Here is a 16,488-nt window from a genome sequence, read left to right on the forward strand (position 1 = left end):
TCTGAACGATACGGTTGTAATCAGGGATTAACGCTACAAGGGACTTCTACTGAATTACTACCACACTGTGCAGAGGGTGCGCGAGCGCACGTCTCAGCGAGATTACGGATAATTTTTAGCTCGTGAAGCGTGATATCAGTAAATTCCCTATGGGCGAATTGATATCAGGATGGATAAAGTAGCTCAAGAACTCTTTGTTCTAGAAGTGAATGTCAACTGTGGCATTTTTTCTCAACCTTTATCTACGTTTTTAAATCCAGATGAAACCCCAGTCAAATAACTACTGTTAAAAATTATTATCAGGGCTTTTGTTTGTGATAGATAAAGGTGTCTTGTTGTTAGTGGTTGACCTACGAATTTGATTCAAATCTTAAAGGTTATCTGTAAAACCCAACTGAACTAAATTCAATGATTGAATATTTTAACAATTCACAAATCCAGATTGCCAATTCACAACAGCAACTTGACGGTGAACAGCTTTTGACAGATACAGAAAAACATAAGTTATTAGTCGAATGGAATGAAACGACTAGTGATTACCCTCAAGATAAGTGTATTCATGAACTCTTTGAAGCGACTGTTGAACGAACCCCAGAAGCGGTAGCAGTGGTCTTTGAAGGGGAACAACTGACCTATCGAGAACTGAACGCAAGGGCAAATCAGCTAGCACACTACCTCCAAGCGCTGGGCGTTGGGCCAGAAGTGCTAGTAGGTATCTGCGTAGAACGCTCTCTAGAAATGATAGTGGGACTCTTGGGTATCCTCAAAGCGGGTGGTGCATACGTTCCCCTCGATCCAGCTTATCCCTTTGAACGGCTGGGCTTCATGCTGGAAGATTCTTCTGTACCAGTGCTGCTCACTCAGTCGAAGCTAATCGAGAAACTTCCCCCACACTCTGCACGGGTCGTTTGTTTGGACTCGGACTGGAAAGAAATTGATTTCTATAGCAAGGAGAACCCTAGCAGCTGTGTCACCCCCGATAACCTGGCCTATGTCATCTACACATCAGGGTCTACAGGAAAACCGAAGGGCGTCTTATTGGCGCACTCTGGGATATGCAACCTAGCCATATCAACGATTCAGCTATTCGACGTGCAGCCAAAGAGCCGCATTCTTCAGTTTGCCTCCTTTAGTTTTGATGTTTCGGTTGGGGAGGTTGTCATGGCTCTGGTGTCGGGAGCGACACTGGTACTGGCGAAGCAGAGTTCTTTAATGCCGGGGTCTGCTTTGATTGAGCTGTGCAAGAGCTGTGCCATCACGACTGTTGCCTTACCACCAACAGTTTTGGCGGTGCTACCTGCCGAAGAGTTTCCGGCATTGCAGACAATTATCGCTACTGGGGAAGCTTGCAACACCAACCTCGTGGCGCGTTGGGCACCAGGGCGTCGGTTCTTCAATGCCTATGGGCCAACAGAAGCCACTGTTTGGGCCACCGTCGCTCTTTGCAGTGACGCAAGCCAAAAGCCCTCCATCGGACACCCCATTGCCAACACCAAAATCTATATTCTCGATACTGAGAACCAACCCGTACCGATAGGCGTTCCGGGAGAACTCCATATCGGCGGTGTTGGTTTAGCCCGAGGTTATCTTAACCGTCCCGATTTAACCGAGCAAAAGTTCATCCCTAATCCCTTTAGCGATGAATCTGGTTCTCGCCTCTACAAAACAGGAGACTTAGCTCGTTATCTCCCAGATGGCAATATCGAATATCTTGGTCGCATTGACAATCAGGTAAAAATTCGCGGATTCCGTATCGAACTCGGCGAAATTGAGGCAGTGTTGTCTCAACACCCAGCAGTTTTAGAAACTGTGGTCGTGGCGCGACAAGATGTTTCAGACCGCAAATATCTGGCAGCCTACATTGTCCCCAGGGACTCCGGGGTGATTTCTCGCAACGACCTGCGGAGTTTTCTCAAAGAGAAACTGCCCGTTCACATGATTCCAGGAGTGTTCGTGATGTTAGATGCCCTGCCATTAACACCGAATGGCAAGGTAGATCGTCAGGCGCTACATGAATATGGTGAAACGATTGAGCTAAATCCATCAGAAACTAATATATCTAATCTAAAAATGGATATTAATTCCCCAACTAAACACAGAGATACCGGATTAAAAACTACACCCTCAGATAGCATTCGCTCAACCTTACGTTCTTTGGTAGCGAAGTTGCTTCAAATAGAGAGCGATGAAATAGATGCCGCTGCCACTTTTTTAGAACTAGGAATTGATTCACTCCTTATTTTAGAAGCGATGCGAAGGATTGAAACCACTTGGGGAGTTCAGGTCGAAGCCCAACAGTTTTTTGAAGAATTAGAAACCATCGACGCTCTAGCTACCTACATCGAGCAAAATTTATCCTCAAAACAAGAGTACAAAATCTCGCAACAGCCTGAGTTAGAGTTGAGCAGCGTAACCCCAAAGCCTGCTACAGAGTCTGGTAAATCGCCCCAGCTGTTCGCTCAAACAAAAAGCTTGAATGCTGCTGTATCAGTCCCCAAAAGTAAAGCAATGAATAGACCCAATGAGAACGTAGAACCTGAGACGAATGTAGAAAGAATTATCTCGCAGCAACTTCAATTAATGTCTCAACAGCTAGAACTTTTACGCACTGAGCAGCCACACAAAGAGCGATCACTTTTAGAAAAAACTACATTAACTGAGTTCGCCTCCCCCAAGTCATTCCATCAATCAGCCACGGTTACTAATCCATCTCCAGTGTGTTCTTACAATGAATGGGACCCACTTGAAGAGGTAATTGTTGGCATTGTCGATGGGGCGATGGTTCCCTCCTGGCATACCATCCATCGCGCTACCGTGCTTCCCGGTCAAGAAAAACAAATGGACAGCTTAGCCAAGCGGACAGAGAAACAGCCGCTCCCTTATCCAGAGTGGCTCGTTCAGGCTGCTAGCAAGTGCGTCGAGGAATTTGCTCATATTCTTGAATCGGAAGGAGTTATTGTTCGTCGCCCTGATGTTGTTGATTACTCTGCCTCTTTCCGCACACCTGATTGGGAAGTAATGAATGGCTTTTGTGCAGCCAATCCACGGGACGTTTTCTTGGTCATTGGGAATGAAATTATTGAGGCTCCAATGGCCGATCGCACTCGTTATTTCGAGTCGTGGGCTTATCGCTCCCTACTCAAGGAATACTTAAAGGCAGGAGCCAAGTGGGTCGCTGCCCCCAAACCACAGTTACTCGATACACAGTATGACCCGGATTACAAAACTTCCGCTCCAGGTGAGGAAATGCGCTTTGTGATCACTGAGTTTGAGCCGACGTTTGATGCGGCCGACTTTGTACGCTTTGGACGGGATATTTTTGTCCAGAAGAGTCATGTCACCAATAGCCTTGGGATTGAATGGGTGCGGCGACATCTGGGCGATGAATATCGAGTTCACGAGGTTCAGTCACTCTGCCCACAAGCCTTGCATATTGACACTACCTTAGTTCCTCTCGCTCCAGGAAAGGTGTTAGTAAATCCCCTGTTCATAGATGTTGATAATCTGCCTGACTATTTCAAATCTTGGGATATCCTACTCGCGCCTAAACCGAACCGAACGCCGATGACACTGTATGACACAAAAGTAATCAGTCAGTGGGTCAATATGAACGTACTCAGTCTCGACGAAGAGCGAGTTATTGTGGAGAAATCACAGGAATCCACGATCGCAGCATTGAAAGACTGGGGGTTTAAACCTATTCCTTGTGAGTTTGAGAGTTACTATCCTTTCTTAGGTTCTTTCCATTGCGCGACACTGGATGTCCGCAGACGTGGCGTACTCCGTTCCTATGAGATGGAGGAAGGCGCTCTATGAATCTCAATCAATTTTTAGCTGAACTTGCCCAACGCGGTATCAAATTGTGGTTAGAGGGTGATACGTTGCGTTTTCGCGCTCCCAAGGGGGTAATGACATCAGAAGATCGGGATTTACTGGTATTACATAAAGCAAAAATTATTTCGTTGCTGTCCCAAAGCAATACAAGCACGAACGATACTGAACTAACAATTGTACCCGTCTTAGAACAACGGGAGATACCTCTGTCTTTTCCTCAAGAACAACTGTGGTTTTTGAGCCAGTTAGACCCAAATAACGTTTCTTACAACGAACTATTCGCTCTACGATTCTTGGGCGTACTGAACATCGTTGCACTAGAGCAAAGCCTGAACAAGATCGTCGCTCGCCATGCAGCTTTACGAACCAACTTTGCGACGGTTGACGGGCAGCCCGTTCAGGTCATTGCTGAAAGCTTGATTTTGACAGTGCCAGTCATAGATTTAAGCAATCTACCTGCTAGTGACAGAGAAATAGAAGTTCAGCGATTAACAACGGAACAAGCCCAAAAACCCTTTAACTTAGTTAGCGACCCCTTAATCCAAGCGACTGTACTTAAGCTAACAGACACAGAACATATATTCTTGCTGAGAACTCACCACATTGTCTGGGATGGTTGGTCATTAGGCATCATGTGGCGGGAGTTAGCAGCTTTCTACAATGACTTATCCCAAGAACTACCTCCACTCCCGGCTGAGTATCCAGACTTTGCGGTTTGGCAGAAGCAGTATTTGACGGGTGAGGCATTAGATTCCCTACAAACTTATTGGCAACAACAACTATTAGATGCACCTCCTCTATTAGAACTACCCACTGACCGAGTACGAGGAGTCACACAAACCTTTCAAGGAAAACATTATAGATTTGTCATTTCCAAGCCGCTCACCGAGGCTCTGATCGGTTTAAGTCGGCGGCAAAAAGTGACTCTTTTTATGACACTCTTAGCCGCGTTTCAAACATTACTTTACCGTTATACAGGGCAAAATGATATTGTAGTCGGTTCGCCCATTGCGAATCGCGATCGCTCCGAATTTAAGGATTTGATTGGATATTTTGTTAATACGCTAGTATTACGCACTTGTTTGGCAGGAAACGCAAGCTTTGAGGATTTACTGTCTAGGGTGCGAAAAGTAACGCTCGGAGCATACGCTCATCGAGAGCTACCGTTTGAGAAATTAGTAGAGATATTGCAGCCAGAACGCTCTTTGAGTCACACACCACTGTTCCAGGTGATGTTCATGCTGCTCGATGAATTACCCGAAATCCAAATGGAAGGCTTAAGGGTAAGTCCATTAGCAGTAGAAACTGGCATAACACACTTTGATTTGGCTTTGTTTATAGAGAAGACTTCATCGGGACTAATTGGAGAATGGGAATACAATACCGACTTGTTTGATGATGCCACGATCGCTCGGATGACAGGTCATTTCCAGACTTTGCTGGAGGGAATCGTAGCCAATCCTATTCAGCCGATTTCACAATTGCCACTGCTGACAGAAGCCGAGCGACAGCAGCTATTAATCGAGTGGAATAATACCACAACAGACTATCCCCAGGATAAGTGTATCCATCAGTTATTTGAAGAGCAGGTGGCTCTAACACCTGATGCGGTGGCAGTGGTATTTGAAGGGGAACAACTGACTTATCGAGAATTGAATGCAAGAGCCAACCAGTTGGCTCACTACCTGCAAAGCTTGGGAGTCGGGGCAGAAGTTTTAGTGGGCATCTGCGTTGAGCGTTCCTTTGAAATGATTGTAGGACTGTTGGGCATCCTCAAAGCGGGTGGTGCTTACGTCCCTATTGATCCAGCCTATCCAACTGATCGCATCGCTTATATGCTCGATGATTCGCGGCTACCAGTTCTATTGACTCAACAAAAACTGGTCGCCTCGTTACCAAAGCATCAAGCACGGGTAGTCAGCTTGGATTGTGATTGGCAAGAAATCTCTGTGATGCCCGAACTTTCTCCCCAAAGTGATGTGACACCAGAGAACTTAGCTTATGTGATTTACACTTCCGGCTCAACCGGAAAGCCCAAAGGAGTTCTCATTGCTCACCGAGGATTGTGTAACCTAGCGCAGGCACAAATCAAGCTGTTTGACGTGCAGCCCGATAGTCGCGTTCTCCAGTTAGCAACATTCAGTTTTGATGCCTCTATCTGGGAAATTGTCATGGCTCTGTGTTCGGGGGCGCGGCTTTGTCTGGGAACGCTCCAGTCGCTGCAACCCGGACAACCTTTAGTGCGACTATTGCAACAGCACTCGATTACCCATCTTACTCTTGTGCCATCAGCACTTGCTGCTCTGCCGAATGAGGAGTTGCCAGCATTGCAAAATATCATCGTCGCAGGAGAGCCATGTCCGACTTCTTTGGTCGCTCAATGGGCAAAGGGACGGCGGTTCTTTAATGCTTACGGGCCAACTGAATCCACTATCTGCGCTACGGTTGCACAAGGCTTTGAAGGCATGGACGTGCTACCGATTGGTCGTCCGATTGATAACACTCTTGTTTATATTCTCGATCGCCATCTCCAACCCGTTCCTATAGGCGTTCCTGGGGAACTGCACATTGCCAGCGTCGGATTAGCACGAGGATATCTTAACCGTCCCGATTTGACGGCTGAGAAATTTATTCCCAATCCCTTTAGCAATGAGTTAGGTTCTCACCTGTATAAAACTGGAGATAAGGCTCGTTATTTACCAGACGGTAACATCGAGTTTTTGGGTCGCATTGACAATCAAGTGAAAGTTCGCGGCTTCCGCATCGAACTGGGAGAAATTGAAGCGGTACTCACCCAGCATCCCGGTGTGAGAGAGACTTCGGTTATTGCAAGAGTTAACAGTGCAGGTGACAACCAATTAGTCGCTTATATTGTGCCGCATCAGGAAAGAGTACCCACAATTAGTGACCTGCGCCGCTTCTTAAAAGAGCAATTGCCGGAGTACATGGTGCCAAGTGCTTTTGTTGTGCTGGAGGCACTGCCCCTGACACCTAATGGTAAAGTAGACCGTCGCGCCTTACCCGCCCCTGATTTGCCCAAAGAACTGGAAGAGTCTTTTGTCGCTCCTCGAACTCCAATTGAGGAAATGCTAGCTAGCATTTGGGGTAACATCCTCTTAATTGACTCTGTAGGCGTTCATGACAATTTCTTTACCTTGGGCGGACATTCCTTATTAGCCACCCAAGTAATTTCGAGGGTGCGCGATACGATATCCATCGAATTACCATTACGCAGTTTGTTTGAAGCTCCCACGATTGCCGAATTAGCCGAGCGGGTTGAGAATTCGCTCAAGAACGGACAATCTGTACAAGCTCAACCTCTATTACCGATTCCCAGGTCAGAGTCCATCCCATTATCCTTCGCTCAAGCAAGGTTGTGGTTCCTCGATCGGTTACAACCAAACAGTGCCTTCTACAACATCCCGCTTGCTTTGCGTCTTAGCGGTCAGCTCAATATAGCGGCGCTACAGAGCAGCATCAATACAATTATCCAGCGGCATGAAGCCTTACGCACCAACTTTGTAACCCAAGAAGGTCAACCCGTTCAAGTTATTGCCTCAACAAAGAATTTGAAACTGCTTGTTGTGGACTTACTTCATCTAAGAGAAAGCGAGCGAGAAATCGAGGCGCAACGATTGGCAAATGAAGAAGCGAATCGACCTTTTAACCTGGAACGAGAGCCTTTACTCCGAGGTACGGTACTACAGCTAGGTGAAACAGATTACGTCTTACTGCTCACCATGCACCACATTATTTCTGATGGTTGGTCGCTGGGCGTATTCGTGAGGGAATTAACTGAACTTTACAAAGCCTTCTGCACAGGAGCGCCTCCAAGTTTACCAGAGTTACCAGTACAATATGCCGACTTTGCGGTTTGGCAGCGGCAGTGGTTGCAAGGAGAAATACTAGTTCCCCAGCTTGACTACTGGAAGGAACAACTATTAGACGCTCCGGCTTTATTAGAATTGCCGACCGACCGACCGCGACCTGCTGTTCAAACCTTCCGGGGAGGATATTACTATACAGCCCTTTCTCTTGAATTGAGTGCGGAACTTACAGCTTTAAGCAAGCGGGCGGGAGTCACTCTGTTTATGACGCTATATGCAGCGTTTGGGACATTGCTCTACCGATACTCAGGGCAAGATGACATCGTAGTAGGAACGCCTGTCGCCAACCGCAACCGACGGGAAATTGAAGGGCTAATTGGCTTTTTTGTCAATACCTTAGTGCTGCGTACCGACCTATCGGGCAACCCCAGTTTTGAGCAGTTACTTGGCAGAGTGAAGGAAGTGGCGCTCGGAGCTTACGCCCATCAAGACCTGCCATTTGAGCAGTTGGTAGAGGCATTGCAACCAACGCGAGATTTAAGCTACACGCCTTTGTTTCAGGTGATGTTTGCCCTTGACGACGCTTTAGTGCCTGCTGTGGAACTGCCTGAGTTAGCGGTAAGTTCTTATCCAGTAGAAATCGGCACAGCCAAGTTTGATTTAACCCTATCAATGGAGAGTACTGTTGATGGATTGGTAGGAGTATGGGAATACAATACTGACCTGTTTGATGAGGTCACGATCGCTCGGATGGCCGGACATTTCCAGACTTTACTGGAAGCGCTCGCAGCCAATCCTATTCAGCCGATTTCACAATTGCCCCTGCTGACACAACAAGAGCGCCACCAGCTATTAGTCGAGTGGAATAATACCACAACAGACTATCCCCAGGATAAGTGTATCCATCAGTTATTTGAAGAGCAGGTGGCTCTAACACCTGATGCGGTGGCACTGATATTTGAAGGGGAACAACTGACCTATCGAGAGTTAAACGCCAGGGCAAATCAGCTAGCACATTACCTCCAAACACTGGGTGTAGAGCCAGAAGTTTTGGTGGGTATCTGCGTCGAGCGTTCCTTTGACATGATTGTAGGAATCTTGGGCATTCTCAAAGCGGGTGGTGCTTACGTCCCTATAGACCCCGCCTATCCGGGAGAGCGCATCGCTTATATGCTCGATGATTCACGGCTGCCAGTTTTACTGACTCAACAAAAACTGGTTGCCTCGTTACCAGAGCATCAAGCGCAAGTAACTTGTTTAGATTCTGATTGGGAAGAAATCTCTAAGGAAAGTGAATTTTCTCCTCTCAATAGCGTATCGCCGGAGAACTTGGCTTATGTAATTTACACCTCTGGGTCAACAGGGAAACCCAAAGGAGTTACTGTTCCTCACCGAGCAGTAAACCGTTTGGTACTTGATACAAACTACATCAACTTCCAATCAAAAGATGTAGTTGCTTTTGCCTCAAACTTCTCATTCGATGCGGCTACATTTGAGATTTGGGGAGCCTTACTTAACGGTGCAAAACTCGTTGTTATCACCAAAGATGTAGCACTTTCTCCTGATGAGTTTGCTGCTCAAATCCACTCGCAAGGCATCACCGTATTATTTTTGACTACTGCCTTATTCAATTTACTAGCAAGAGAAGTACCCTCAGTTTTTCAATCAGTGCGACACCTTCTATTTGGAGGAGAAGTTGTTGAGCCTTCAGGGGTCAAAGAGGTACTCAAGAAGGGTTCACCTCAGCGATTGCTTCACGTTTATGGACCGACCGAAAACACAACATTTACTACCTGGTATTTGGTAGAAGATGTTCCGGAAGAAGCTACAAGTATTCCGATCGGTCGTCCCATCGCCAATACACAGGTTTATTTATTAGATACTCAGTTGCAACCTGTTCCGATCGGTGTTTCCGGAGAAATATACATTGGTGGTGATGGACTAGCCAGAGGCTACTTGAACCGTCCCGATTTAACTGATGAAAAATTCATCCCCAACCCCTTTAACGATGAACCGGGTTCGCACCTTTACAAAACAGGTGACTTAGCCCGTTATTTACCAGACGGTAACATTGAATTTCTCGGTCGTATCGACAACCAAGTAAAAATACGCGGCTTCCGCATCGAACTGGGAGAAATTGAAGCGGTACTCACCCAGCATCCCGGTGTGAGAGAGACTGCGGTTATTGCTAGAGAAAACGCTACAGGCGACAAGCAATTAGTAGCTTATCTTGTCCCGCATCAGGAGCCAGCACCTACAAATAGTGACCTGCGCCGTTTCTTAAAAGAGCAACTGCCGGAGTACATGGTGCCAAATACTTTTGTGACTTTGGAGTCCTTGCCGCTGACACCCAATGGTAAAGTAGACCGTCGCGCCCTACCAGAACCCGAATTACGACCCGAACTCTCACTCACTTTTGTCGCCCCTCGCACTCCTATTGAGGAAATGCTAGCCAACATCTGGGCTTGTGTCCTGGGTATTGAACAAGTGGGCGTTCACGATAATTTCTTTGAACTCGGTGGACATTCCTTACTAGCGGCTCAAATTATCTCTAGAGTGCGCGATACAATGTCCGTCGAATTACCATTACGCAGTTTGTTTGAAGCTCCCACTGTCGCCTCCCTCGCTGAACACGTTGAGAATTCGCTTCATAGCGGGCAATCTATACAAGCTCAACCGCTATTACCGATTCCACGGTCAGGCAATATTCCATTATCCTTTGCTCAAGCTAGGTTGTGGTTCCTTGACCAATTACAGCCAAACAGTGCTTTCTACAATATCCCAATCGCGTTACGTCTTAGCGGTCAGCTCAATATAGCGGCAATAGAGTCCAGCCTCAACGAAATTATCTGCCGTCATGAAGTTTTACGCACAAACTTCACAAAAGTGTCGGGGCAACCCGTTCAGGTTATCGCCTCAACTCTGAAATTGAAACTGCTTCAAGTAGACTTACAAAACCTGCCTTTTTGTGAGCGAGAAGTAGAGGTGCAACGATTAGCAACGACGGAGGCACAGCGACCTTTTGACCTAGAGCGAGAGCCTTTAGTGCGAGCAAAGTTGCTACAGCTTGACGAGACAGAGTACGTCTTTTTGCTAACAGTACACCATATTATTTTTGATGGGTGGTCAACAGGCGTATTCTACGGAGAGTTAGCCGCACTCTATGAAGCCAAATGTAATGGTAAGCCAAAACTTTTACCAGAATTATCTGTACAATATGCTGACTTTGCGGTTTGGCAGCGTTATTGGTTAACTCCAGAGCTACTTGAAACGCAGCTTAACTATTGGAAGCAACAACTATTGGGCGCTCCGGCTTTATTAGAATTACCCACCGACCGACCCCGAAAAGTGGTTCAAAGTTATCGCGGAGCGTATCAATCCTTCACCCTTTCTCTTGAGTTGAGCCAAGCACTTGCCGAGTTGAGCAAGCGAGCGGGAGTCACTCGATTTATGACGCTATATGCAGCGTTTGTGACCTTGCTCTACCGCTATACAGGCTCCTCTGACATCGTAGTGGGTACGCCTGTGGCTAACCGCAATCGACAGGAAATCGAAGGGCTAATTGGCTTTTTTGTCAATACTTTAGCACTACGGACTGATTTATCAGCAAATCCGAGTTTTGAACAGTTGCTTCGTCGAGTGCGGGAAGTAGCGATCGGGGCTTACGCGCATCAAGACCTGCCCTTCGAGCAGCTAGTAGAGGCATTGCAACCAGAGCGTTCCTTAAGCTATACGCCCCTGTTTCAGGTGATGTTTGCGCTCGACGAGAAGAGTGTGCCTTCAATGAAGCTGCCTGACTTAACTGTAAATGAGTTTTCTTTTGAAACGGAAACGACCAAGTTTGATTTGACCCTATCAATGGAGAATACTGTTGATGGATTGGTAGGAGGATGGGAATACAATAGCGACCTGTTTGATGCGGCAACCATCGCTCGGATGGCCGGACATTTCCAGACTTTACTGGAAGCGATCGCAGCCAATCCTATTCAGCCGATTTCAGAATTGCCCCTGCTGACACAACGAGAGCGCCACCAGCTATTAATTGAGTGGAATAATACCACAACAGACTATCCCCAGGATAAGTGTATCCATCAGTTATTTGAAGAGCAGGTGGCTCTAACACCTGATGCGGTGGCACTGGTATTTGAAGGGGAACAACTCACATATAGGGAATTAAACCGACGCGCCAACAAATTAGCTCACTACCTGCAAAGCTTGGGAGTCGGGCCAGAAGTTCTGGTGGGCATCTGTGTAGAACGTTCCTTTGACATGATTATAGGACTCTTAGGCGTACTCAAAGCGGGTGGTGCTTATGTCTCTATAGACCCCGCCTATCCTCCTGAGCGCATTGCCTATATGCTCGATGATTCACGGCTGCCAGTTTTACTGACTCAACAAAAACTGGTTGCCTCGTTACCAGAGCATCAAGCGCGGGTAGTCTGCTTAGATTGTGATTGGGAAGAAATCTCTGTGATGCCCGAACTTCCTCCCCAAAGTGACGTGACGCCAGAGAACTTAGCGTATGTAATTTACACCTCCGGCTCAACCGGAAAGCCCAAAGGAGTTCTGATTCCCCACTCTGGGCTGCTAAATCTGATTGGCTGGCACCAACGCGCCTTTAAGGTAACATCATTAGACCGAGCCACTCAGTTAGCAGGAACCGCCTTTGATGCCTCAGTATGGGAATTGTGGCCTTATTTGGCAGCAGGTGCGAGTATTTACTTGGTCGAGCCAGAGATTCTTCTATCTCCAGAAAAACTGCGTGATTGGCTACTGGCAAAAGATATAACAATTACTTTTGTTCCCACCCCACTAGCAGAAAAGTTGTTGTCTGTGCAATGGTCGAAAGATATAGCTTTGCGAATCATGCTGACGGGTGGGGATAAGCTTCATCAGTATCCATCAGCTTCAATTCCCTTCAAGGTAGTCAATAACTACGGACCAACTGAGAACACTGTGGTCACGACTTCTGGGTTGGTTGTCTGCGATAGCACAGATAATACATCACCTCACATTGGTCGTCCGATTGATAACACTCTTCTTTATATTCTCGATCGCTATCTCCAACCCGTTCCTATAGGCGTTCCTGGAGAACTGCACATTGCTAGCATCGGACTAGCGCGAGGATACCTCAACCGTCCTGATTTGACTGAAGAAAAATTTATCCCCAATCCCTTTAGCAATGAACCGGGTTCTCGCCTCTACAAAACTGGAGATAAGGCACGTTATCTACCAGACGGTAACATCGAGTTTTTGGGTCGCATTGACAATCAGGTAAAAATTCGCGGCTTCCGCATCGAACTGGGCGAGGTTGAGGCAGCGATTACACAGCACCCAGCAGTGCGAGAAACTGTGGTCGTGGCGCGGGAAGATACCCCTGGCAACAAGCGCCTCGTAGCTTATGTCGTTCCCAAGGGAGAAGCTGTACAGGAGACAGTACCCCCCACTATCAATGAATTGCGTTCTTTCCTCAAAAACAAGCTGCCAGATTACATGGTTCCCGGAGCCTTTGTCTTTTTGGAAACCATGCCCCTAACTCCCAACGGCAAAATAGATCGTCGCACCCTACCCGCGCCGGATAGCTCCCTCCGGGAACTGGAAAATAATTTTGTCGCACCCAGCACCCCCACTGAAGAAACCCTAGCAGCTATCTGGGCGGAAGTTTTGGGACTGCAACAAGTAGGCATTCACGACAACTTCTTTGAATTGGGTGGGCATTCTCTTCTAGCCACCTCTGTTATTTCTCGCATCCAGGAAGCCTTTAAGATTGAACTTCCCTTGCGCCATCTATTTGAAGCACCCACCATCGCTTCCTTGAGCCAGGTGATAGAAACTGTTCGTCAAGCTGGGTTCATTGAGCAATTTTCTAGCAGTATGACACAAGATGTCTTACCCCCTCTTGTACCCACAGCGCGAGATACGCACATACCTCTATCTTTTGCACAAGAGTATATATGGTATGTACAGCAATTAAATCCTGACAGTTGCATCTGCAACAGTGGTGTTCCTTTACGTTTCAATGGTTCGCTTTCTCCAGAAGTGTTGGAGAAGAGCATCAATGAGATTATCCGCCGTCACGAGATTTTGCGTACTACCTTTACAGTTAAAGAAGGTCAACCGATGCAGGTCATCGCCCCATCCTTGACCCTACCGTTAAAGATAGTAGACTTACAAGACCTACCTGTTGCCGAGCGAGAAGCTTGTGCTCAAAGACTTGTTGCTGAAGAATTCCAGCACCACTTTGATTTAGCTAATGGTCCCCTAATCAAGACAACCTTGCTGCGGTTGGCTCGCCTAGAACATTGGTTGTTAATACCGATGCACCATATCATCACAGATGGCTGGTCAATCGGTATCTTTCTTCAGGAGTTAGAAACACTCTATAACGCTTTCTCAAACGGCTTGCCTTCTCCACTACCCGAAGTACCGCTTCAGTATGCGGACTTCGCTCTCTGGGAGCAAAAGCGGTTGAACGAACAGGTACTAGACAAGCAACTGTCTTATTGGCTTCAAAAACTGGCTGATAGTCCACAACCACAAAATGTCCTACCGTCCCAGCAGCTACAACCTACTACTAATAGCAGACAAGCATCTTTCTTTTCTCTAGTTCTGCCAGAAAGTCTAGTTGCATCAATCTCAGCCTTAAGTCGTACACACGGAGTTACTACCTTTGCCATCATCATTACTGCTCTAAAGATACTCTTGTTCAAATGGAGCGGACAAACTGAAATTCTCGTAGTTGCTACAACTGGCAATCGCAGTACACCAGAAATCGAAAGAATACTCGGTTGCTTTATCAACGATGTTATTTTGCGCTCGCTTCTCGCGGACTCTCAAACAGGACTTACTCTTTTAGAGCAGGTCAAAGAAACAGTCAATGAAGCTATCAATCATAAGGAGGTTCCCTTACAAAAAGTCATTGAAGCTGTTAGAAGCAAAAGAGAACTTACCCTAAGAGCAAGCGTTACTATGGAGCCTCCCGTACAGGGACTCGATGGAATGTCAGAGTGGGAATTCATACCAGATTCGCCTAAGTGTGAACTGTGGGATGAGGAGATTCCTCTAGAACTTTATGTTTCTTCCCCGACTGAAGATTCTCAAACCATCGAAATCGCTCTATTTTACAGTACAGAGTTGTTCACCAATGAAACCATAGAGCGCCTGTTTAGTTACTATCAGGAAATCCTACAGAAGCTTGTTGAATACCCCGAAACCAAGGTTTCTGAATTTTAGTGAGGTAAGGATAACTGATTTAAGGAGACGATTGAGTCATTCACGAAGAGACTCCTTGTGCAGGGGGAGGGGAGTTCTCGGAGCAGGGAGAAAGGGGGATGACGTTGATGGCTTTCATAAAGGATGTTGATAAAAATTCCCCTCTGCCTCCTGCCCCGTTCCCCCCTGCTTCTTGTTGAGTTGTGTTTTCGCACTCGCCTAGAGCGTCAAGTGGCATGAGTTGGGTGCAATCTCCAGAGCCAACTGCTGTTGTATAACTATGCGATTCCGTATATTCCGCGAAATGCGTGTTTTTCTTCTCGTCTGGGTAGGACAACTGGTATCCCTGACTGGATCGGGTCTGACTAGCTTTGCATTGGGAGTGTGGGTGTACCAGCGCACGGGTTCAGTCACTCAATTCTCTCTGATTTTGCTATCTGCCATGCTGCCCAGTATCCTGATTTCTCCAGTAGCAGGTGCCTTAGTTGACCGGATTAATCGGCGCTGGTGCATGATTGTTTCCGACTCCGGCGCGGGTATAACTACAGCAGCTTGTGCCCTATTACTCGCAACTGGAAGCCTGGAAATCTGGCATATCTACCTAGTCGTCAGCCTAAGTTCTGTCTTCAAAGCCTTCCAGTTGCCAGCTTACACGGCTTCAACCTCAATGCTTGTACCGAAAGAACACTTGCCGCGTGCCAGCGGTATGGTTCAGTCAGCAGAAGCTTGCGCCCAACTCATCTCGCCCCTGCTGGCAGGAGTCTTGCTAGGAATTGTCCAGCTTCATGGTGTCATGCTCATTGACTTTGTTACCTTCCTCTTTGCCCTCACAACCCTGTTGCTCGTTCGTTTTCCTGATGCTTATCAGGCTCCTGTCACAGAAGATGAGAAAAGTTCACTCTGGCGTGAGGCAATTGAAGGCTGGACTTATATTACTGTTCGACCCGGACTATTAGTGTTGATGATTGTATTCGCCATCAATAATTTTGTTTTAGGACTGATTGAGGTATTATTCACGCCGCTGGTACTAACATTCACTTCAGTTACCGTTCTCGGAACCATTCAGTCGATTGGTGGCGGGGGGATGCTGCTGGGCAGCGTAGTTATGAGTGTTTGGGGGGGACCGAGACCTTTAATCCGTGGCGTATTTGGTTTCGCGTTTCTTAGTCAACTGTGCATCTTAGCATTTGGACTACGCACAAATGCTGCACTTTTCGCCCTGGCTAACTTCTTGTTTTTCTTCAGCTTGCCTTTCGTCAATGGCTATTGTGATGCCATCTTGCTCCGAAAAGTGGCTCCTGACGTTCAGGGCAGGGTCTTTGCAACAATCAACATGATTTGCTGGTCGTGTATTCCACTCGCCTATATGGTTGCTGGCCCCCTAGCTGACAGAGTTTTTGAGCCTTTAATGGCAGCTAACGGTCTACTGGCAGGAAGCATCGGACAAATTATTGGCGTGGGGCCGGGTCGCGGTATTGGTCTGCTATTTATTGTGATGGAAGTGCTGGTTATGGTGGTAACTGTTGCAGCTTACCGATATCCTCGCTTGCGGTTAGTGGAAGATGAATTGCCTGATGTCGTTTAGCACTTTATTTGGAATAGCCGACATAACTTA

Annotated in this window: 3 protein-coding genes; all 3 read left to right on the forward strand. The window is 47.0% G+C overall.

All coding sequences use genetic code 11. The annotated features are described in order from the left end of the window. Nucleotides 1-408: 408 nt before the first annotated feature. The 3 genes from NDI48_24855 to NDI48_24865 all read left to right on the forward strand — a co-directional run bounded on the left by NDI48_24855 (nt 409) and on the right by NDI48_24865 (nt 16,458). Nucleotides 409-3,816 carry an amino acid adenylation domain-containing protein gene (locus tag NDI48_24855; GenBank protein ID MEP0834398.1) on the forward strand — a complete coding sequence of 1,136 codons (3,408 nt, stop codon included), beginning with the start codon at nt 409-411 and terminating at the stop codon, nt 3,814-3,816. After that, entirely contained in the window at nt 3,813-14,894 is an 11,082-nt protein-coding gene (locus tag NDI48_24860) for a non-ribosomal peptide synthetase (GenBank protein MEP0834399.1), read from the forward strand. The genes NDI48_24855 and NDI48_24860 overlap by 4 nt, the downstream gene beginning before the upstream one ends. A gap of 283 nt (nt 14,895-15,177) precedes the next feature. Then, nucleotides 15,178-16,458, forward strand: a complete 1,281-nt coding sequence (locus NDI48_24865) for an MFS transporter (protein MEP0834400.1) — start codon at nt 15,178-15,180, stop codon at nt 16,456-16,458. Nucleotides 16,459-16,488 lie beyond the last annotated feature (30 nt).

Source organism: Microcoleus sp. AS-A8 (assembly GCA_039962225.1).
In the GTDB taxonomy this organism is placed as follows: Bacteria; Cyanobacteriota; Cyanobacteriia; order Cyanobacteriales; family Coleofasciculaceae; genus Allocoleopsis.